This window comes from Sandaracinus amylolyticus (assembly GCF_000737325.1).
Taxonomy (GTDB): Bacteria; Myxococcota_A; Polyangia; order Polyangiales; family Sandaracinaceae; genus Sandaracinus; species Sandaracinus amylolyticus.
In genome coordinates this window covers 7,385,094-7,405,031 of sequence record NZ_CP011125.1, presented here as the reverse complement: position 1 = coordinate 7,405,031, position 19,938 = coordinate 7,385,094, and the positions used below count along the sequence as shown (strand labels likewise).

Annotated in this window: 17 protein-coding genes; 13 read left to right on the top strand and 4 right to left on the bottom strand. The window is 72.2% G+C overall.

The features are described 5' to 3' along the window. Nucleotides 1-77: 77 nt before the first annotated feature. The 5 genes from DB32_RS31305 to msrA all read left to right on the top strand — a co-directional run bounded on the left by DB32_RS31305 (nucleotide 78) and on the right by msrA (nucleotide 6,092). Entirely contained in the window at nucleotides 78-1,328 is a 1,251-nt protein-coding gene (locus DB32_RS31305) for a sensor histidine kinase (protein WP_053236318.1), read from the top strand. After that, nucleotides 1,325-2,641, top strand: a complete 1,317-nt coding sequence (locus DB32_RS31300) for a sigma-54-dependent transcriptional regulator (protein WP_053236317.1) — start codon at nucleotides 1,325-1,327, stop codon at nucleotides 2,639-2,641. The genes DB32_RS31305 and DB32_RS31300 overlap by 4 nt, the downstream gene beginning before the upstream one ends. Before the next feature lie 328 nt (nucleotides 2,642-2,969). Further along, entirely contained in the window at nucleotides 2,970-3,785 is an 816-nt protein-coding gene (locus DB32_RS31295) for a hotdog domain-containing protein (RefSeq protein WP_053236316.1), read from the top strand. A 423-nt stretch (nucleotides 3,786-4,208) separates the two neighbouring features. Then, nucleotides 4,209-5,081, top strand: a complete 873-nt coding sequence (gene argB / locus DB32_RS31285) for an acetylglutamate kinase (RefSeq protein ID WP_053236314.1) — start codon at nucleotides 4,209-4,211, stop codon at nucleotides 5,079-5,081. A gap of 357 nt (nucleotides 5,082-5,438) precedes the next feature. Beyond that, entirely contained in the window at nucleotides 5,439-6,092 is a 654-nt protein-coding gene (gene msrA, locus DB32_RS31280; protein ID WP_053236313.1) for a peptide-methionine (S)-S-oxide reductase MsrA, read from the top strand. Between the two features lie 114 nt (nucleotides 6,093-6,206). On the opposite strand, the gene DB32_RS31275 is transcribed toward msrA, so the two are convergent. Beyond that, nucleotides 6,207-6,665, bottom strand: coding sequence for a c-type cytochrome (locus DB32_RS31275; RefSeq protein ID WP_053236312.1), 459 nt, complete (start codon nucleotides 6,663-6,665; stop codon nucleotides 6,207-6,209). An 84-nt stretch (nucleotides 6,666-6,749) separates the two neighbouring features. Here DB32_RS31275 and DB32_RS31270 point away from each other — a divergent pair, with 84 nt between their 5' ends. The 8 genes from DB32_RS31270 (at nucleotide 6,750) to DB32_RS31235 (ending at nucleotide 16,377) form a co-directional block, all read left to right on the top strand. Next, entirely contained in the window at nucleotides 6,750-7,964 is a 1,215-nt protein-coding gene (locus DB32_RS31270; protein WP_053236311.1) for an aspartate aminotransferase family protein, read from the top strand. Between the two features lie 26 nt (nucleotides 7,965-7,990). After that, the gene (argF, locus tag DB32_RS31265; RefSeq protein ID WP_053239018.1) at nucleotides 7,991-8,923 is read left to right on the top strand and encodes an ornithine carbamoyltransferase; all 933 of its coding nucleotides are present in this window, start codon (nucleotides 7,991-7,993) and stop codon (nucleotides 8,921-8,923) included. A gap of 178 nt (nucleotides 8,924-9,101) precedes the next feature. Next, nucleotides 9,102-10,883: a J domain-containing protein gene (locus tag DB32_RS31260; protein ID WP_053236310.1), complete on the top strand. Its 1,782-nt coding sequence runs from the start codon at nucleotides 9,102-9,104 to the stop codon at nucleotides 10,881-10,883. A 146-nt stretch (nucleotides 10,884-11,029) separates the two neighbouring features. Beyond that, the gene (dnaK, locus tag DB32_RS31255; protein ID WP_053236309.1) at nucleotides 11,030-12,856 is read left to right on the top strand and encodes a molecular chaperone DnaK; all 1,827 of its coding nucleotides are present in this window, start codon (nucleotides 11,030-11,032) and stop codon (nucleotides 12,854-12,856) included. A gap of 88 nt (nucleotides 12,857-12,944) precedes the next feature. Continuing rightward, a complete protein-coding gene (locus DB32_RS31250; protein ID WP_053236308.1) occupies nucleotides 12,945-13,745 on the top strand; it encodes a hypothetical protein in 801 nt (266 codons plus the stop codon). A gap of 149 nt (nucleotides 13,746-13,894) precedes the next feature. Beyond that, on the top strand, nucleotides 13,895-15,217 hold the full coding sequence (locus tag DB32_RS31245) for a hemolysin family protein (RefSeq protein ID WP_275935504.1): 1,323 nt from the start codon (nucleotides 13,895-13,897) through the stop codon (nucleotides 15,215-15,217). Then, a complete protein-coding gene (locus tag DB32_RS31240; RefSeq protein ID WP_053236306.1) occupies nucleotides 15,217-15,660 on the top strand; it encodes a hypothetical protein in 444 nt (147 codons plus the stop codon). The genes DB32_RS31245 and DB32_RS31240 overlap by 1 nt, the downstream gene beginning before the upstream one ends. A gap of 48 nt (nucleotides 15,661-15,708) precedes the next feature. Further along, nucleotides 15,709-16,377, top strand: coding sequence for a metallophosphoesterase family protein (locus DB32_RS31235; protein ID WP_083458000.1), 669 nt, complete (start codon nucleotides 15,709-15,711; stop codon nucleotides 16,375-16,377). A 1-nt stretch (nucleotide 16,378) separates the two neighbouring features. Here DB32_RS31235 and DB32_RS31230 read toward each other — a convergent pair whose 3' ends face one another. From DB32_RS31230 to DB32_RS31220, 3 genes are all read right to left on the bottom strand, one after another. After that, on the bottom strand, nucleotides 16,379-18,112 hold the full coding sequence (locus DB32_RS31230; RefSeq protein WP_053236304.1) for an NAD(P)/FAD-dependent oxidoreductase: 1,734 nt from the start codon (nucleotides 18,110-18,112) through the stop codon (nucleotides 16,379-16,381). 74 nt (nucleotides 18,113-18,186) lie between these two features. Further along, nucleotides 18,187-19,290 (bottom strand): tetratricopeptide repeat protein, encoded by a 1,104-nt coding sequence (locus DB32_RS31225; RefSeq protein ID WP_053236303.1) that lies wholly within the window; start codon nucleotides 19,288-19,290, stop codon nucleotides 18,187-18,189. Next, nucleotides 19,287-19,748 carry a hypothetical protein gene (locus tag DB32_RS31220; protein ID WP_053236302.1) on the bottom strand — a complete coding sequence of 154 codons (462 nt, stop codon included), beginning with the start codon at nucleotides 19,746-19,748 and terminating at the stop codon, nucleotides 19,287-19,289. The genes DB32_RS31225 and DB32_RS31220 overlap by 4 nt, the downstream gene beginning before the upstream one ends. Between the last annotated feature and the right edge of the window lie 190 nt (nucleotides 19,749-19,938).

The window sequence follows — 19,938 nt, the reverse complement described above, 5'->3', positions numbered from 1 at the left end:
TGTCGGGCCCGCGACGATCGCGCGCGCGCTTCGCGGCACGACGGGATCGGTGCGACGCTTGCGACGAGCCCGGCTCCGTGACCCGCGCCTTCGACACGCTCCACGCCGCGCGCCTCCGCGCGGTCGGCACGCGCTTCTTGCGGCAGCGCCCCCTCGTGGTCGCGATCGGCGCGCTCGGTCAGGCCGCGATCCTCGCGAGCTCGAGCGCGCCGCGCGCGCAGGTGATCGCGATCGCCGCCGCGACGGGCTCGATGGTGATCGCGTTCTTCGTCGAGGCATGGGCGCTCGGCCGCCGCGCGCTCGACGAGCGCTGGCTCGGCATCTCGCTGGGCGCGACCGCGATCGCGATCGGGCTCGGCGCGCTGCTGAGCGGAGGGCTCGAGAGCCCGATGTTGCCGCTGCTCTTCGCGCCGGTGACGGTCGGGCTCGCCGCGTTCGGTCCGCGTCGCGGCGCGGGCGTGATGATCGCGATCGCGATCTCCGTGTTGCTCGTGCTCGCGGTCGTGCGCGGACCGTTCCCGGTCGTGCCCTCGCCCCAGCGCGGGTGGATGGTCGCGTGGAGCACGCTCATGACGCTCGCGCTCGCGCGCCTCGGCGTCGTCGGGCTCGTCGAGGCCTATCGCTCGGTGGGCGAGACGCTCGATCGCATGCGCGGCGACGTGCTCGAGGAAGCAGCGCATCGCGCGCGCGAGTCCGAGGCGCTCGGCGCGAAGGTCGCGCACGAGATCCGCAACCCGCTCACCGCGGTGAAGGGCCTCGTGCAGATGCTCGCGAAGAAGCCGAGCGACGCGCGCGACGAGCGACGCTTCGCCGTGGTGCTCGAGGAGGTCGAGCGCATGGAGGCGATCCTCCACGAGTACCTCACGCTCGCGCGCCCGCTCACCGATCTCGCGCCCGAGCCGCTGCGACCGCGGGCGCTGCTCGACGACGTCGCCGCGGTGATCGAGGCGCGCGCCGCCGCGTCGTCGGTCGAGGTGCGCTGCGAGGGCGATGCGGGCGAGGTGATCGCCGATCCGCGCCGGCTGCGCGAGGCGCTGCTCAACCTCGCGCAGAACGCGGTGCAGGCGATGCCGGGCGGCGGCGTGATGACGCTGCGCGCGCGGCGCGACGGCGCTCAGGTGCGCTTCGAGGTGCACGACACCGGCGAGGGCTTCGACCCGGCGGTGCGCGCGGGCGAGGTCTTCGCGAGCGCGCGCGAGGGCGGCACCGGGCTCGGCCTCGCGCTCGCGCGCAGCGTCGCGCGCCAGCACGGCGGCACGCTCGAGATCGGCGGCGAGCGAGGGAAGGGCGCGATCGTCGCGCTCGTGATCGAGGGAGCGACGCGATGACGCGCGTGTTGATCGTGGACGACGAGCGCTCGGTGCGCTTCACGCTGCGCGAGCTCGTCGAGGAGCTCGGGCACGACGCGATCGAGGCGGAGAGCGGCGAGGCCGCGCTGCGCGCGCTCGACGACGTCGATCTCGTCGTGACCGACCTCTCGATGCCGCGGATGGACGGCCTCGAGCTGCTCGCGCGCATCCGCGCGATCGATCCGCGACTGCCCGTCGTGATGCTCACCGCGCGCGGCTCGGAGCGCATCGCGGTGCGCGCGCTGAAGGAAGGCGCGCTCGACTACCTGACGAAGCCCTTCGACGTCGAGGAGATGACGCTCGTCATCGAGCGCGCCCTCGAGCACCGCGCGCTGCGGCGCAAGGCGAGCCGCCTCGACCTCGAGCACGCGCTCGGCCGCCCGCTGCTCGGCGAAGCGCCCGCGTTCGAGCGCGTGCTCGCGGCCGCGGTGCGCGTCGCGGGGCGCGACGTGCCGGTGCTGGTGCGCGGCGAGACCGGCACCGGCAAGGAGCTGCTCGCGAGCGTGCTCCACGTCGCGGGCGCGCGTGCGTCCGGGCCGCTGGTGCGCTTCAACTGCGCCGCGATCCCCGCCGAGCTCGCCGACGCGGAGCTCTTCGGGCACGCGAAGGGCGCGTTCACCGGCGCGACCGCGGCGCGTCGCGGCTGGTTCGCCGAGGCGCACGGCGGCACGCTCGTGCTCGACGAGATCGGCGAGCTCCCGCTCGCCATCCAGGCGAAGCTGCTGCGCGCCGTCCAAGAGGGCGAGATCCAGCCCGTCGGCGCGTCGCGCGTGGAGAAGGTCGACGTGCGCATCGTCGCGTGCACCCACCGCGACCTGAAGAGCGAGGCCGCCGCCGGTCGGTTCCGCGAGGACCTCTACTATCGCCTCGCGGTCGTCGAGCTCACGATGCCTCCGCTGCGCGAGCGACGCGCCGACATCCCGCAGCTCGCGCGCACGTTCGCGGCGCGTTACGCCGACCGCTTCGCGCTGCCCGACGTCACGCTCGCGCCCGCGCTGATCGACGCGCTCACCGCGCGCGCCTGGCCCGGCAACGTGCGCGAGCTCGAGAACACGATCGCGCGGATGGTCGCGCTCTCCGAGGGCGGCGTGATCGGCCTCGACGCGCTCGACGACACCACCACGCCCGTCGCGCACGAAGGCACGCTCCGCGCGCAGGTCGAGGCGCTCGAGCGCGAGCTCATCACCCGCGCGCTCGCCGAGCACGGCGGCAACCAGTCCGAGGCCGCGCGCCGTCTCGGCATGCCGCGCGTCACGCTCGTCGATCGCATCAAGCGCTACGGCATCGGCTGAACGCGCCGCCCAACATCGGCTCGCTCGCTCCGGGCCCTCCCGTCCACGTGCTCCGCACGCGCCCGTGCGGGCCCTGCGCCGGCGAGCACTCCAGCTGGGCTGGTCCAACATCGGCTCGCCCGCTCCGGGCCCTTCCGTCCACGTGCTCCGCACGCTTCCGTGCGGGCCCTGCGCCGGCGAGCACTACAGCTGGGCTGGTCCAACATCGGCTCGCCCGCTCAGGGCCCTTCCGTCCACGTGCACCGCACGCTCCCGTGCGGGCCCTGCGCCGGCGAGCACTCCGGCTGGCGATTGCCGCGCGCGGCTGCGCGCGGTACACGCGGCCGCGATGTTCTCCACGTCCACGATGCTCCCGCGCCACGCGTTCTCCGCGCGCGACGCTGCGCGGGCCGGCGACGTCTGGCGCCTCTTCCAGGAGGTCGCGGTCGAGGGCTCGACCGCATGTGGCTGGCCTCCGATGCGCTACCGCGAGGAGAAGACCGCGTTCGTCGTGCGGAGCATGACGGTGCGCCACCACCTCGAGGCGACCTACGGCGAGCCCCTCGCGGCGACGACGTGGGTGTCGCGCATGCGCCGCGAGATGCTCTCGACGCGCGAGATCCGAGTGCGCTCGTCTCGGGGCGCGATCGCGTCGGCGCGCCAGGAGTGGGTGCACGTCTCGGAGTCGCTCGAGATGGCGCGCGCGCCGCGCTCGCTGATCGAGGCGTTCCCGGTGGAGAGCGGCCCCGACGACGACGCGGCGCCCGAGCTCCCCGCGCTCGCCCGCGAGCTCGACGCGCACGAGCCCCACGTCTTCACCTTCCGCGCGTGGTGGACGTGGATGGACCCGCTCGATCACGTGAACCACCCGCAGTACGTCGACTTCTGCGACGAGGCGCTCTCCCTCGCGGCGCACGCCGCGGGCCTCGCGCCGCGCGACGTCGAGCCCATCGCGGAGGAGCTCACGTTCCGTAGCCCGGTCACCGCGGGCGACGAGGTGCGCGTCGAGACGATCGCGCGCGGCCACACCGAAGACGGCGCCGCGGTGTTCGCGAACCGCATCCTCGTCGGCGACCGCGTGTGCGTCACCGGCACCACGGTCCGCCGCATGCTCGGCGAGACCGGCCCGTCCCGCCTCGCCGACGCGATCCGCACGTCGCGCTGATACCTTCCGCCCCCGATGCCCCGCGCTGCTCCCCGCTGCTCGATCACCGCGCGAAGCGCGCACACGCGCGACGCAGTCGCGCGGTGCTCGTCCATCACCGCGCGCAGCGCGCACACGCGCGACGCAGTCGCGCGGTGCTACCCGCGAGCGTCCGAGCCGCGCTCGCGCGGATCGGTCGCGAGCCACCGCCACCTCCACCACGCGAGGCGGCAGAACCGCGGTGCCAGGCGTGGGGTGGTGGGTCCGACGCCCTCGTGCGACGGGGGCTCGCTGACGTCGATCACAGACTGACGACAGTCATCGCGGCGCGCTTCGCGCCGCGATGCGCCCACCGCCGCCCGACGCTCTCACCCGCTCGTCCAGCAGCCCGCGAGCACCCCGGGCGGCGGACCCACCACCCCGCGCCACTCACCGAGACGCTTCATGCAGGACCTCATCCACAAAGCCTCGATCCTCCACGAGGCCCTCCCGTACATCCGCCGCTTCCACGGCCGCACCTTCGTCATCAAGTACGGCGGTCACGCGATGACCGAGCCGTCGCTGCGCGACTCGTTCGCGCGCGACGTCACGCTCATGAAGCTCGTCGGCCTCCAGCCGATCGTCGTCCACGGCGGTGGCCCGCAGATCGACGAGATGCTCGGCAGCCTCGGCGTCGTCAGCGAGCGCATCGACGGCCTGCGCGTCACCGACGAGCGCACGATGGACGTCGTCGAGATGGTGCTCGGCGGTCGCGTGAACCAGGAGATCGTCACGCTGATCAACAACCACGGCGGGCGCGCTGTGGGCCTGTCCGGCAAGGACGACGCGTTCCTCCGCGGCGAGCGCGTCACCGAGATGCGCACCAAGAGCGGCAAGGTCGTCGACCCCGGGCGCGTCGGGCGCATCGTCGAGGTGAAGACGCGCATCCTCGAGCACCTCGTCGCGGGTGGCTTCATCCCGGTGGTCGCGCCGGTCGCGGTCGACGCCGAGGGTCGCTCGCTCAACGTCAACGCCGACACCGTCGCGGGCGCGATCGCCGCGGCGACGAAAGCCGAGAAGCTCGTGCTCATGACCGACATCGCCGGCGTGAAGGACGAGAGCGGGAACGTCGCGTCGTCGATGTCCGCCGATCACGTGCGCTCGCTGATCGACACCGGCGTGATCAGCGGCGGGATGATCCCGAAGGTGCAGTGCGCGCTCGACGCGATCGCGGTCGGCGTCAAGAAGTGCCACGTCATCGACGGCCGCATGCAGCACGCGGCGCTGCTCGAGCTGTTCACCGACCGCGGCATCGGCACCGAGATCACCGCGGGCTGACCCAGCGCGCGATCGAACGACGTCCGGAAGCGCGGCCGGAGTCCCCCAGCTCGACGCAACGAGCGTCGGTCACCTCCACGGGTGATCGGAGGTCGATTGATCGAGCTCGGTTGGGGGTAGACGGCCCCAGAAGGTCGATCGATCCACCGGGGTCGGGGGTAGCCGGCCCCAATGTGGTCGATCGATCGAACCTGGGTGACCTCCGAGGGTCCCTCGAGGTGGATGCATCGACCTTCGCTGGGGGTATGCGCCCCCAACCAGGTCGATCGATCGACCACGGACCCCCACCGAGGGGCCGACGCGCTCGATCGATGCGCTCCCCGTAACGCGGTCGACGCCAGCGACGTACAGCAGGGCGTGACCCGCCTCGCGCTCGTTTTCGCGCTCGTCTTCGCGTCGTGCTCGTCGCCCGCGACCAGCACGCCGAGTGCGTCCGCCTCCTCGCGCGCCCCCCAGACCCAGGCCGCGCCGCCGCCCGGCGAGGGCCAGGCCGTCGCGATCTTCGCGGGCGGCTGCTTCTGGTGCATGGAGCGCCCGTTCGAGGATCTCCCGGGCGTGATCTCGGTGCTCTCCGGCTACACCGGCGGCGAGCTCGAGGGCCCGAGCTACGAGGAAGTGAGCGCCGGCCGCACCGGCCACGCCGAGGCGGTGCGCGTGCTCTACGACCCGTCGCGCGCCACCTACGAGCAGCTGCTCGAGGTGTTCTGGCACAACGTCGATCCCACCCAGGCGGACGCGCAGTTCTGCGATCACGGCACGCAGTACCGCAGCGGCATCTTCCCGATCGACGCCGAGCAGCGCCGCCTCGCCGAGGCGAGCAAGGCGCGCGTCGAGCAGACGATCCCGGGCCGCATCGTCACCGAGATCACCGACGCGGGCCCGTTCTGGATCGCCGAGGACTACCACCAGGACTTCTACCGGACGCACCCGGTCCGCTACACCGAGTACCGCCTCGGCTGCGGCCGCGACGCGCGCCTCCGCCAGATCTGGGGCGACGTCGCGGGCCACTGAGCGGAGTCGCCGGGGAATTCACCGCCGAGGACGCAGCGGGCCACAGAGGGCGATCGAGTTCTCTGCGGTCCTCTGTGCCCTCTGCGGTCGAGCTCTCTTCCGACCTCTCGGACGTCACCGCGGGATGGTCAGCGTCGCCGCGAGCTCGGCGTCGAGCTTCCGCTCGAGATCGATCCCGTTGGCGTGCAGCGCGAACGCGAGGATCGCCCAGTACTCCTCGCCCGAGAGCGAGCCCGGCGCGGTGGGCGGCATCGCCATGACCGCGAACTCCGCGACGTCGGCGACGGTCACGAACTGCGTGGTGCGCACCGCGCCCTCGCGCGGCTCGAGCGGCAGCGCGCCCTCCGCGAGCCCCACGACGCGCGGGCCGGTCGCGGTGCCTTCGCCGCTCGCGCCGTGACAGCTCGCGCACTGCGCGGTGTACGTCGCGGCGCCGAGCTCGACCTGCTCGGCGAACGTCGCGGGTGGCGGCGCGTCGGGCGCGATCGCGGCGTCGGTCGCGGGCGTGGAGGACGAGCCCTCGCACGCAGCGAGCAGCACGAGGACGGAGAGGATCGAAGTCGTTCGAGTCATCGCGCCATCGGAGGCGCGAGGCGCGCCCGGCGTTACGACCGGACCGTCGCGCGCGGCGCCCAGCAGTGGTAAAGACGGCGCGCGATGGCGACCAACCGCGAGCTGTACGAGACCGCCCAGAAGACCTTCGTCCCGAACTATCGGCAGCCGCCGATCATCCTCGCGCGCGGCGAGGGCTGCCGCGTGTGGGACGTGGAGGGCAACGAGTACCTCGACTTCTCGGGCGGCATCGCGGTGCTCTCGGTCGGCCACGCGCACCCGACGCTCGCGAAGGCGCTCGCGGACCAGGCGGCGCGCCTCATCCACACGTCGAACCTCTTCTTCAGCGATCGCGCGATCGAGCTCGCGGCCGAGCTCACGAAGCGCACCGGCTTCGACCGCGTGTACTTCTCGAACTCGGGCACCGAGGCGAACGAGGCGCTGATCAAGCTCGCGCGCCGCTACCACCACACGCGCGGCGACGCGCGCCGCGTCGAGCTCGTGGCGACCCACAAGTCGTTCCACGGCCGCACGATGGGCGCGGTCTCGATCACCGGGCAGGCGAAGTACCACGAGGGCTTCGGCCCGATGCTCCCCGGCGTGCGCTTCGTCGACTACGGCGACGCGGACGCGCTGCGCGCGGTGGTCGGGCCCGACACCGCGGCGGTGTTCCTCGAGCCGATCCAGGCCGAGGGCGGGATCATCGTCGCGAGCAACGAGTACCTGCGCGAGGCGCGCCGCATCTGCGACGAGGCGGGCGCGCTGCTCTTCTTCGACGAGGTGCAGACGGGCTACGGCCGCACCGGTCGCTTCCTCGCGCGCGAGTGGTCGGGCGTGATGCCCGACGCGTGCTCGCTCGCGAAGGGCATCGGCGGCGGCGTGCCGCTCGGCGCGATGCTGATCACCGAGAAGGTCGCGGGCGCGCTCACGACGGGCACCCACGGCTCGACGTTCGGCGGCAACCCGCTGGCGTGCGCGGCGGGCCTCGCGGTGCTGCGCATCTTCGACGAGGAGAAGCTCGTCGAGAACGCGGAGACGATGGGCCGCTACCTCGGCGAGAAGCTCGCGGCGCTGGTCGCGGACGCGTCGATCCCGGCGGCGGCGGAGCGTCGCGGCATGGGCCTGCTCCAGGGCATCCGCGTCGACGCGGCGTACGACCCGATGGTCGCGTACCAGCAGCTGCGCTCGCAGCGCGTGCTCTCGGCGATCGCGGGCGGCGACGTGATCCGCTTCGCGCCGGCGCTCAACGTGAAGCGCGCCGACGTCGACCAGGCCGTCGAGCAGCTCGCGATCGCGCTGCGCTCGATCCCCAAGAAGTGAAGTCGACCCCTCGCGAAGGATCCGCCGTGCCGAAGCACTTCCTCACCCTGCTCGACCTCGGACGCGACGATCTCCTGCGCGTGCTCGCGCGCGCGAAGGAGCTGAAGAAGCTGCGCGGCACGCCCGCGCACCCGCGCCCGCTCGAGGGCAAGAGCGTCGCGATCGTCCTCGAGAAGGCGTCGACGCGCACGCGCGTGTCGTTCGAGGTCGGCGTGTTCGAGCTCGGCGGTCAGCCGGTGACGCTGCTCGCGAAGGACACGCAGCTCGGGCGCGGCGAGCCGATCGACGACACGGCGCACATGCTCTCGCGCTTCGTGCACGCGATCGTCTACCGCACGTTCGGTCACGACAAGGTGCAGACGCTCGCGAAGCACTCGCGCGTGCCGGTGATCAACGGGCTCTGTGATCGCTTCCACCCGTGCCAGCTGCTCGCGGATCTGCAGACGGTGCAGGAGTCGCTCGGCACCGAGGATCTGCGCGACGTGCCGGTGGCGTGGATCGGCGACGGCAACAACGTCTCGCACTCGTGGATCCTCGGCGCGGCGCTGCTCGGGCTCGACCTGCGCCTCGCGTGCCCCGACGGGTTCTTCCCCGAGGCCGCGGTGCTCGAGATGGCGGCGCGCGCGGCGCGCGAGGTCGGGATCGATCCGAAGATCCGCGTGGTGCGTGATCCGCGCGAGGCCGCGGAGGGCGCGCGCGTGGTGACGACGGACGTGTGGGCGAGCATGGGCCAGGAGAGCGAGGCCGCGGCGCGCGCGCGCGTGTTCGAGGGCTACCAGGTCGACGGCGCGCTGATGCAGCGCGCGGCGCGCGACGCGATCTTCCTGCACTGCCTGCCGGCGCATCGCGGCGAAGAGGTGGCGGCCGACGTGATCGACGGCCCTGCGTCGCGCGTGTGGGACGAGGCGGAGAACCGGCTGCACGCGCAGAAGGCGCTGCTCGAGCACCTGATGCGCTGAGCTCGTCGGCGCGCGCTCCAACACGCGGCGCGCGCACCGACGCTCCGTCTCCCGCGCTCCGTTTCCCGCGCTCCGTTTGCCGCGAAAGCTGCGCGTGGCGCGATGCCACGTGCTACCGTCGCGGCCTGGCTTCCGCGTGGGAAATCGGAGTCCCAGAATCCCCCGGCTCGTCACCGGCGTGGATCTTCGCTCGCTACCGCTGACGCCGACGGAGGGGTTCATCCTGTCGCGCATCGACGGGGTCGCGACGATCGACGATCTCTCCGATCTCACGAACCTCGACGTCAGCGACGTGGTGATCGCGATCGGCCGGCTGATCGAGCTCGGCGCGGTCGAGTGGGCCGACGGAACGATCAGCCTGCCGCGCGCGTCGAACCGTCCTCCGACGCCTTCGCAGGGCGTGCATCGCCGCGCGATCCCGTCGCCGCGCGCGTTCGAGCGACCGAACGTGACCGAGAGCGAGCCGCCGAGCGCGACGCGCGAGCCGACCCGCGTGAAGGTGCCGCCTCCCGCGCGCGTGCCCGTGCCGAGCTCGACGTCGCCGACGTCGCCACCGCCGCCGAGCAGCGCGACGCCGAGCGACACGATCGATCCGCGCCGGCTCGAAGGGCGTGTCGATGCGTCGCGCCCGCCGACCGCGCGACCGGGCAACGTCGCGCGCGTGAACGTGCGCGACCGCCCGCCGAGCAACCCGACGGTCCCGACCGCCGACGCGACGGCGCGCCGTCCGACACCGCCTGCGATGCCGGCGACCCAGCCGCCGCCCGCATCACCTCCCGCTTCCGAGCCGGCCGCAGTTGTTCCTTCGAGCGCCGGCTCGCTGCCTGCCGAGATCGATCTCCCGCCCGAGCGTCGCAAGCGCATCGACGAGCTCTATCCGGTGCTCGAGCTGCTCGATCACTACGAGGTGCTCGGGCTGCGCCCGAACGCCGAGCTGAAGGACATCCGCGCGACGTACTTCGAGCTCTCGAAGGTCTTCCACCCCGACACCGCGTTCCGGAAGAGCCTCGGCCCGTACAAGGCGAAGATGGAGGCGATCTTCACGCGCCTCACCGAGGCGTACGAGGTGCTCGGCAAGAAGAAGCCGCGCGCCGAGTACGACGCGTACCTCGCGCTCCAGGGCGACACGCGCGCGGTCGAGGACGCGATGCGCGCCCCCGCGAAGCCCGCCGCGAGCCCTTCGCCTCCGGCTCCTTCGCCGCCGCCTGAGCCGCCGCCGCCGCCGTCGCCCGCGCCCACCGAGAGCCCGGCGCGTGCGCTCAGCGACGAAGGCCGTCGCCGCGCCCGCGAGCTCCTCGAGCGACGCCTCCAGGGCGCGCGCCCCGCGACGACCACGACGTCGTCGGGCGCGATTCCGTCGCCGACCTCGTCGGCCCCGCGCGCCCGCGACGAGGTGCTGCGCGACCTCGCGAGCAGCCTGAAGAGCACCGCGTCGCTCACCGGCGGCATCGACCGCATCTCGCGCCACCAACGCGACGCGCAGCGCCTCGAGGCCGAGGGCGATCTCGCGGGCGCGAGCCGCGAGCTACGCATGGCGACCGCGCTCGCGCCGCAGCGCGACGACCTGCGCCTCGAGCACGAGCGCGTGTCGCGCCTGCTCGCCGCGCAGCTCGCCGACAAGTACGAGCAGGCCGCGCAGTACGAGGAGAAGCACCGCAAGTGGGCCGCCGCGGCGATCAGCTGGTCGAAGGTGGTCGACGGGCGGCCCGACGACGTCGCCGCGCTGCTCCGCGCCGCGCTCGCGCTGGTCGAGGCGAAGGGCGATCTCCACCAGGCGCAGCGCTTCGCACAGCGTGCGTGCGAGCTGAGGCCGGACGACGTCGCCGCACGTCGGACGCTCGGTCGCGTCTACCTCGCGGCGGGGCTCCAGCTCAACGCGCGGCGCGAGCTCGAGCGTGCCGCATTGCTGGACCCCACCGACCAGATCGTCAAGAATCTCCTGGGCGAGCTGAAGGGCTGATCGTCCTTCGCGCGCCTCTTCGTCCTCGACCTCGTGACCGAAATCGTCGAGCATCGGAGGCGAGACGCGAACGATGTGGCCGGGCTCGACGAGCCCTGAGTGTTTGCTGGTTCGCGGACTGACCGCCGCGAAAGTGTGGGGAGCGGATGGAGAAGGTCATCGGCATCGACTTGGGCACCTTCAACTCGTGCGTCGCGGTGGTCGAAGGGGGCACGCCCGTCGTCATCGCGAACCGCGGCGGGTACAAGGTGACGCCGTCGATGGTCGCGATCACCGAGGCGGGAAAGCGCCTCGTCGGTCACATCGCGAAGCGCCAGGCCGTCACCAACGCCGAGAACTCGGTGTACGCCGCGAAGCGGCTCATCGGCCGCAAGTTCCACAGCCCGCAGGTGCAGGCGGCGATCGGCAACGTGCCGTATCGCATCGTCGAGGGACCGCACAACGACCCGCGCATCCAGCTGCGCGACAAGGTCTATTCGGTCCCCGAGATCTCCGCGATGATCCTGCAGGAGATGAAGATGATCGCCGAGGACTACCTCGGCCACGAGGTCCACAAGGCGGTCGTCACGGTCCCTGCGTACTTCAACGACGGCCAGCGCCAGGCGACGCGCGACGCGGGCGCCATCGCGGGCCTCGACGTCATCCGGATCATCAACGAGCCGACCGCGGCCGCGCTCGCGTACGGCTTCGGCAAGAACATCGATCGCCGCGTCGCGGTCTACGACCTCGGCGGAGGCACGTTCGACATCTCGGTGATGGAGATCTCGAGCGCGGGCGTGTTCAAGGTCGTGAGCACGGCGGGCGACACGTTCCTCGGCGGCGAGGACTTCGACCAGCGCATCATCGACTGGCTCGTGCAGGGCTTCCGCGAGGAGCACGACATCGATCTGCGCCAGGACCGCATGGCGCTGCAGCGCCTCAAGGACGCGGCCGAGAAGGCGAAGTGCGAGCTCTCGAGCGTGGTCGAGACCGAGGTGAACCTGCCGTTCATCATCTCGAGCGCGCGCAGCGAGGCGCTGCACCTGCAGCGCCTGCTCACGCGCTCGCAGCTCGAGGAGCTCACCGACGATCTCGTCCAGCGCACGATCGAGATCTGCGACATGACGCTCAAGGAAGCGGGCCTCGAGAAGGACGAGATCGAGGACGTGATCCTGGTCGGCGGCATGACGCGCATGCCGAAGGTGCAGGCCGCCGTCGCCGACTACTTCGAGCGCGAGCCCTGCAAGGGCGTGCACCCCGACGAGGTGGTCGCGCTCGGCGCCGCGATCCAGGGCGCGGCGCTGGTCGACGACGAGCAGGACATGGTGCTGCTCGACGTCACGCCGCACACGCTCGGCATCATGGTGCACGGCGGGCTCTTCGAAGAGCTCATCCCGCAGAACAGCACCGTCCCGACGTCGCGCAGCAAGATCTTCACGACGGTCCGCGACAACCAGACCGCGGTGAAGATCCTCGTCATGCAGGGCGAGTCGAAGCGCGCCGACGAGAACGAGCTGCTCGGCGAGTTCATCCTCACCGGGCTGCGCCGCGCGTCGGCGGGCGCGGTCGAGATCGAGGTGACCTTCGAGATCAACGCGGACGGCATCGTCAGCGTGCACGCGAAGGACCTCGAGACCGGCAAGGCGCAGTCGATCACCGTCACCGCGACGAGCGGCCTGACGAAGGACGAGATCGATCAGATGGTCGACGACGCGCAGACCTACGCGGTCGCGCGCCGCGACGACGAAGAGCTGGAGCGCGCGAAGCAGGAAGCGGAGACGCTCATCGCGGAGATCCAGCGCCTCTTCCCGAAGGTGGAGGAGGTCGTCGCGGGCTCGGACTTCGGGCGCGACGCGATCGACAAGGCGCGCATCGTCGTCGAGAAGGCGCGCTCGCTGATGCAGGCGGGCGACACGCGCGGCCTCAAGGAACAGATCGAGGCGCTCAACCGCACGCAGCGCATGTTCAAGGGCGTCGTCGGCAAGATCGGGTGAGCGTGCGATGAGCCGCAGCGGATCGTCGGGGGATGGTCGAGCGAGCAGCCCGCCGGGCCGTGGTCGCTCGACGCGCCCCCCGCACCGCGTGACGCTGGAGTTCGCGGGGCCGCCGCTCGCGCTACCCGACGATCCCGCGCCCCAGGAGCGCGACTCCGATCGCCCCGAGCCGCTGCATCTCGACACGGCGGAGCTCGACACCGCCGAGCTCGACACGGCGCAGCGCGCGCCGAGCGCGAAGGCGCGCGCCACGATCGATCCCGAGGGCTTCCTCGATCCCGAGCTCGTCACCGAGGATCGCGGCACCGAGCAGGCGCTGCAGCTCGACCTCGGGGAGCTCGAGGCGAGCCCGCGCGCCGACGACGGCTGGGGCCGTCTGCGCGAGGGCAACGCGCCCGCGCGGCCCCGCTCGGTCACGCCGCCCCCGATGACGCGCGACGACGCGCTCGAGCTCGTCACGCGCCGCTCGCGGCCGCCCTCGACGCCCGGGCTCGACCTCGCGGGCGAGATGGCGGATCGCTACGCGCTCGGCGACTACACGGGCGCGCTGCGCGTCGCCGAGCTGCTGCTCGGGCGCGACCCCGACGACGTGCGCGCCCAGCGCTGCGCCGAGAGCAGCCGCGAGCGCCTGCTCGCGCTCTACACGGCGCGCCTCGGCTCGGTGTCGGGCGTCGCGAGCTCCGAGGTCGGCGCGCGCGTGCCGCGCATCGCGGTGCCCGAGCACGAGATCCGATGGCTCGGGCTCGATCATCGGCAGGGCTTCCTGCTCTCGCGCCTCGACGGGAGCGTGACCGTGGACGATCTCGTCGACGTGAGCGGGATGTCGCGTCTCGAGGTGCTCCGGACCCTGGTCGAGCTGGTGGAGTCGGGCGCCGTCGGCGTGCAGTGAGCGCCCGTGGCACCTCGCCTCGTGGCGAGGTGGGCGCCGCGCGAGCGGGGCGGCCGACCGTCCAAAGATCGGGACGAACGCTTGCTCCCCGGGAGCCATCGCTCTAGTCTCTTCCTTCGCTCCGCTGCCGAGCTCCGGAGCGCACTCCCGTGCCCGAATCGCCCGAAGGTCCAGGTCTCGCTGCTACGATCATCATCGTCTCCGCCCTCGTCGGAGCCGTGATGAGCGCGCTGACCGCCGCCATGTACGCACTGCCCGAGGAGCTCCTCATGGCGGTGCGCGACGAGGAAGGGCCCGACGCGCCCACCGCCAACCGCGTCCTGCGCGAGCGCGCCGCGATACGCGCGCGGTTGCTCACCGGCCGCGTGATGAGCGTGGCCGCGCTGGCCGCCGCGACCGCGCACCTGGTCATGGGCCAGATGCCGCTCTGGGCGGGCGTGCTCGTCGTCGCCGCGGCGTCGCTCGGCTACGCGGTGCTCGCAGAGGTCGCGCAGACGTTCGCGCGTGCTCGCGCCCGTGTGCTCGGCCTTCGCCTGCTGCGGTGGTCGCGCCCGCTCGAGATGATGTTCGCGCCGCTCGCGTGGCCCATCCAGATCGTCGCGTCGACGACCGAGCGCCTGCTCCCGCAGCGCGACGAAGCGGTCGACGAGGATCTCGCCGCGCGCGAGGTCGAGCACATGATCGAGCGACGCGAGGAAGAGGGCGTCATCCCCGAGGAGTTCGCGCAGCTCCTCCTGCGCGTCCTGGAGTTCAAGGACACCGTCGCGCGCGAGGTGATGGTCCCCCGCACGCGCATGGTCGCGATCGACGTCTCGACGCCGATCGACGACGTCGTCGCGCGCGTCGTCGAAGAGGGCCACAGCCGCTACCCGGTCTATCGCGAGCGCGTCGATCGCATCGAGGGCATCCTCCACGCGAAGGACCTCTTCCGCGCGATGCGCGAGAAGAAGGGCCGCGTGAACCTGCTCTCGATCGTGCGCAAGCCCGCGCTCTTCGTCGCGGAGTCGCAGAAGATCGGCCACGTGCTGCGCGAGATGCAGAGCAAGCGGCAGCACCTCGCGCTCGTCGTCGACGAGTTCGGCGGCACCGCCGGCGTGGTGACGCTCGAGGACATCCTCGAGGAGATCGTCGGCGAGATCCAGGACGAGCACGACGCCGAGGAGAGCCTCGTCATGGAGATCGGGCCCAACACGTTCCTCGCGGACGCGCGGGTGTCGATCCACGAGCTCGGCGAGCTGCTCGACACCGAGCTCGGCGAGGCCGCGGAGAACGCCGAGGTCGAGGTGGACTCCCTCGGTGGGCTCGTCGTCGGGCTCGCGGGCAAGGTGCCGGAGCCGGGCGAGAGCGTGACGCTCGACGGGCTCGATCTGATCGTGCGCGAGGCGGACGAGAAGCACGTCACCCGCGTCGAGATCCGGCGCAAGACCACCGCGCCTCCGTCGTCCGCATCGCCCGCCGAAGGCGCGGTCTAGTGCAGGCACGCGAGGCCGCGCTCGCCGAGGCGCTCGCGCCGGTCGGCGCGGCGCGCGTGTTGTGGATCGGGGTGTCGCCGATCGACGCGCTCGACGCAGCGCGCGGCGCGAACCGAGCGAGCCTCGACGCGCTGCCGAGCGACGCGCGCTTCGACGCCGTCGTGCTGGGGCCCACCGCGAGCGGGCTGGTCGACGCGAGCGCCGCGGTGCGCGCATGCGTGCGCGAGGGCGGCGTGATCGCGATGGTGCTGCCGGTCGAGCGCGCCGGGCTGCGTGCGTTCACCCAGCGCGCGCTCGGTGCGTTCGACGCGACACGACGCGCGCGCCCGCTCGAGGAAGCGTGTGGCGCGCTGCTCTCGGCGGGCGTCGCGCCGGTGAAGGTGATCGACGTCAAGGGCGCGCTCGGCGAGGCCGTCGTGCACGGCGTCGTGCGCGCGACGTGAGGCCCCGGGGCTCCCGGAACGACTCGTCGGCGCTACAGTCAGCCGCCGATGGCCAGCTCCCGTACCGCGCCCGCCTCCGCGCCGATGGCGTTCCTCGCCGACATCCACGGCAACCTCGCCGCGCTCGACGCAGTGCTCCAGGACATCCGGCGCCGTGACGTCGGCATCGTGTACGTCGCGGGGGATCTGCTGTTCGGCGGCGACGATCCGCTCGCGGTGTGGAAGCGCCTCGTCGAGGTGAAGGCGAAGTGCGTGCGCGGCCTGTCGGACGCGGCGCTCGCCACGCTCGATCCCACGCGCATGAGCCCCGCCGACGAGGTGCAGCGCGAGCGCATGGAGCGCTTCCTGCGCACGCGCACCGCGGTCGGCGAGCTCGTCCTCAAGTACCTCGAGCGACTGCCCGACTCGATGCGGATCCCGCTCGTCGACGGCCGCGAGATCGTCGTCGTGCACGGCTCGCCGGCGGACCCGACGACCGAGCTCAGCCACGACATGAGCGACGAAGAGATGATGGCGCTGATCGCCGACGACCCCGCGGACATCGTCGCGTGCGGCGGCTCGCACGTGCCCTTCCAGCGCGACGTCGACGAGGTGCGCGTCATCGGGCTCGGCTCGGTCGGCGAGAGCCCCGAGGGCGGCATCGCGCACTACACGGTCGTGACGCCGCGCCTGGAGGGCACCCTCGTCGAGCAGACCTGGATCCGCTACGCGGCCTGACTCAGTCCGCGCGATCCCAGTCGCGGTTGTAGCCGGTGACGAAGTCGCGACCGAGCGTCGTCACGAGCTTGCCCGCGTAGCCGAGCTCCGACGCCCACTCGTCCGCCGCCATCTTCACGACGTGGCGCAGCACGAAGCGGCGCGCATACGCGTCGCGGATCCCCTGCGGCGCGTCGCGCTGCATCCACTGAATCAGCGGACCGACCTTCGGCAGCGTGAACACGCCCGGATGGCGCGCGCGCGGGCTGCCCCACGGCGCCGGCCAGAGGCGGCTCTCCTCGATCACCGCGAAGATGCGCTCCGCCGCCTGCGATGCGCTGACGCGCTTCTCCGCGTACGCGTCGATCTCCGCGGCTGCACGATCGAAGAGCGCCATGTACTCGGGCAGATCCGAGCCCTGCAGCCCGCCGAACGGCGCGAGCTCGTACGGCTCGAAGCGCGTCCCCGCGCCGTGCGTGAGCACCTCGCCGATCGCCTCGAGCGTGCCGGTGCCGCCGAAGATCGTCCCGAGCGCCCAGATCTTGTACCAGGCGTTCCACAGCTCGAAGTCCGAGAACGCCACGTACGAGCGGCTCACCAGGCGATCGACGTGCGCGAAGTTCCGCTTCACGCGCGCGTCGATCGGCATGAAGCGCTCGGTCGAGTAGTCGCCGTCCTTCTTCGCCTCGATGAGGCGCCACGCGAGCATGTTGATCGCGCCCATCGAGATGCCGAGCCCGCTCGAGAAGAGCGGATCCACGAACGCGAACGCGTGCGGCATCAGGCAGTAGCGATCGCCGACGACGCGCGTCGACGAGAACTGCAGTCGATCGGTCGAGACCCACTCGCGGATCGGGTGCGCGTTCTCGAACTGCTTCGCGAGCGCGGGATACCGCGCGACGAAGCGCCGGAACTCTTCCTCCGCGGGAAGACCCGTCGGCGGGTGCACGCGCGGATCGAGGTTCAGCCCGACGCTCGTCAGGCGGTTCGTCGACGACGGGTGGTTGTCGAACGGGATCACCCACATCCATCCGCCGTGGAAGAGGTGGTGCAGCGTCCCCTGCGAGAGCGGGCTCGGCAGGCCGTGGCCCTCGCGCGGCCCGATGCACGCATCGAACGGCGTCACGCCGTGGAAGTGCGTGAAGATCGATCGCGAGTGCGTGCGCATCGTCGTCGGCTGCTCGCGCAGCCCGAAGAGCTTCGCGACCGGCGCCTGCACGCCGCCCGCGTCCACGACGTAGCTCGCGCGGAACGCGCTCCCGTCGCGGCACTTCAGCTCCACGCCGCTCGCGCCGAAGTCGAGGCTCGTCACGTCGGTCCGCTGGCGCACCACCGCGCCGCGCGCCGCCGCGACGCCGAGCAGGTACGCGTCGACGTCCTGCCGGAAGAGGTGCACGTCGGGCCCCATCGGCGGCGAGAGCGTCGGCAGCTGCGACGACTCGTGCGCGCGCTGCGGCTCGCCGTCCCGGTGGAAGACGAACGAGAAATTGCGCTTCACGCCCGATGTCGTGCCGACCGTGCGCCGCACTCGGTTGTACGTGCTCAGCTGCGAGATCTCGGGCACGCCGTAGCGCATCCCGAGCAGCCGGAACAAGAACGTCGTCTCTGGCACCGTCGACTCGCCGATCGCGAACCGCGGGTGCGATCCCTGCTCGACGAGCAGCGTGCGCACGCCGTTCTTCGCGAGGATCGCTCCGAGGATGCTGCCGGCGATCCCGGTCCCGAGGATCGCGACATCGAACGTCTTGCCGTCCATCGCTCCGCCTCCGTGTGGTCGCGTCATCCGACCACCGCGAGCGATCCCGCGTCAAGGACGACGTCGATGCGCGATCACAGATGGCGCTTCGCGATCTCCGCCCACGGCCCGCTCGGGTCGAGACGCAGGTACGTCTCCCAGTGCACGCGCGCCTCGCGCGTCCGCCCGATCTCCTCGAGCGCCATCGCGAGGTTGAAGTGCGCGTCGGCGAAGCTCGGATCGCTCGACACCGCGCGATCGAACAGGCGCACCGCGTCTTCGAGGTCGCCCCGCTCGAACGCGAGGAAGCCGAGGTTGTACCAGGCCTCCGGCTGCTCCGGGTCGAGCTCGATCGCGCGCTCGTAGAGCCCCCGCGCCTCCTTGCCGTCGCCGCGCCGGAAGCGGAGGTTGCCGAGGTTCGTCAGCGCGTTCGCGAGCGCGGGGTCGAGCGTGATCGCGCGGCGATAACACGCCTCGGCGCGATCGAGCGTCGCCTCGTCCTCGTCGAGCCGACAGCCCTCGAGGTACGCCTCGTACGCGGCGCGGCGGCGCGCGGGATCGAGCGCGTCGGGGCGCAGCACGCGCACCACGTCGTCGCGCAGCTCGCGCACCTCGAAGTCCATCACGACCTGGCCGGTGCGCGGCTCGAACGACGACTTCTCGTCGCGCACGATCACGCTCGCTCCGTCGGTGAGCACGCGCAGCTCGGAGAGCGGGCGCACCACGTCGGGCAGCGTCGTGCGCAGCGCCTCGACCGTCTTGCGCACGCGGCGCAGCGGCACGCCGCGCTCGAGCAGCGTCTTCGCGGTGCGCACGCCGATCAGATCCTGGAACGTGTAGAGACGCCGCGCGCCGACGACGCCCGAGGGCGAGAGGAACCCGGTGCGATCCCAGTAGCGCAGCTTGCTCTCGGGGATGCCGAAGAGGCGCGCGACCTCGGCGCGACCGTAGAGATCGCCCGTGGGATCACGACGGCGCGCCTGCTTCTCGAGCTCGGCCTCCTGCGCGGCGACGTCGACGGCGAGCGTCTCCTCGTCGGGCGCGGGCGCGGCGATGGGCTCGGCGGGCGGCGGGACCACCGCGGTCGACGCGCTCTTCGGCGGCGTGGGCACGGTGGTCGCCGGGACGGCGCGACGACCGCCGCCCGGACCGAACTGGACGTGGATGATCTTCCCACCCACCGGATCGCCTTGGCTCATCGAACGGAGTCCCTGCCTGTGCTCTTGCGCTGCAGCGAAGATAGATCGACCGGCACCTCGAGATCGACGTCGAGCAGGAGCAACGAGCCGTCGAGGCGGAAGCGCGTCTCGGTGGTCGCGGTGCCGAGGCGCTTGTCGGGGTGACGCCGCGCGACGTCGGCGAGCGCGAGGCGCATCGCGCGCAGGCGCACCCGCACCGAGCCGGTCACGACGTCGAAGAGGCGGCGGCGCTCCGCCTCGCCCTCGGGCCCGCGCAGCTGCGGCGCGACCTTCTCGAGGTCGATCGTGATCAGCGCCGAGCCGAAGAACGCGCTCTGATCGAGGCGTCCTTCGGTCAGCACCTCGGCCACCCGGAAGAGCTCTTCCTCGGCGCGTGGACCGAGCGCGACTCCTTCGCGCGGACGCAAGAGAGCGCCGGGCCGCACGCGAACGGGCGGCTTGAGCAGGTTGGGCGACACGGATCGAATGCTATCGGGGCGCTGCCGATCAGATCAAAGATCCGCATCACGCGACGCCGCGCGGCAGAGCCCTCGAGCGACGCCGCGACGCGCCGCGAGACGAACGGCGACGGCGACGCGAGAGGGTGGCGCACGACGCGCGTCGCGCGGCGGCGGATCTCGACGAGAGCGCCGCGCCGGGCTCGCGACG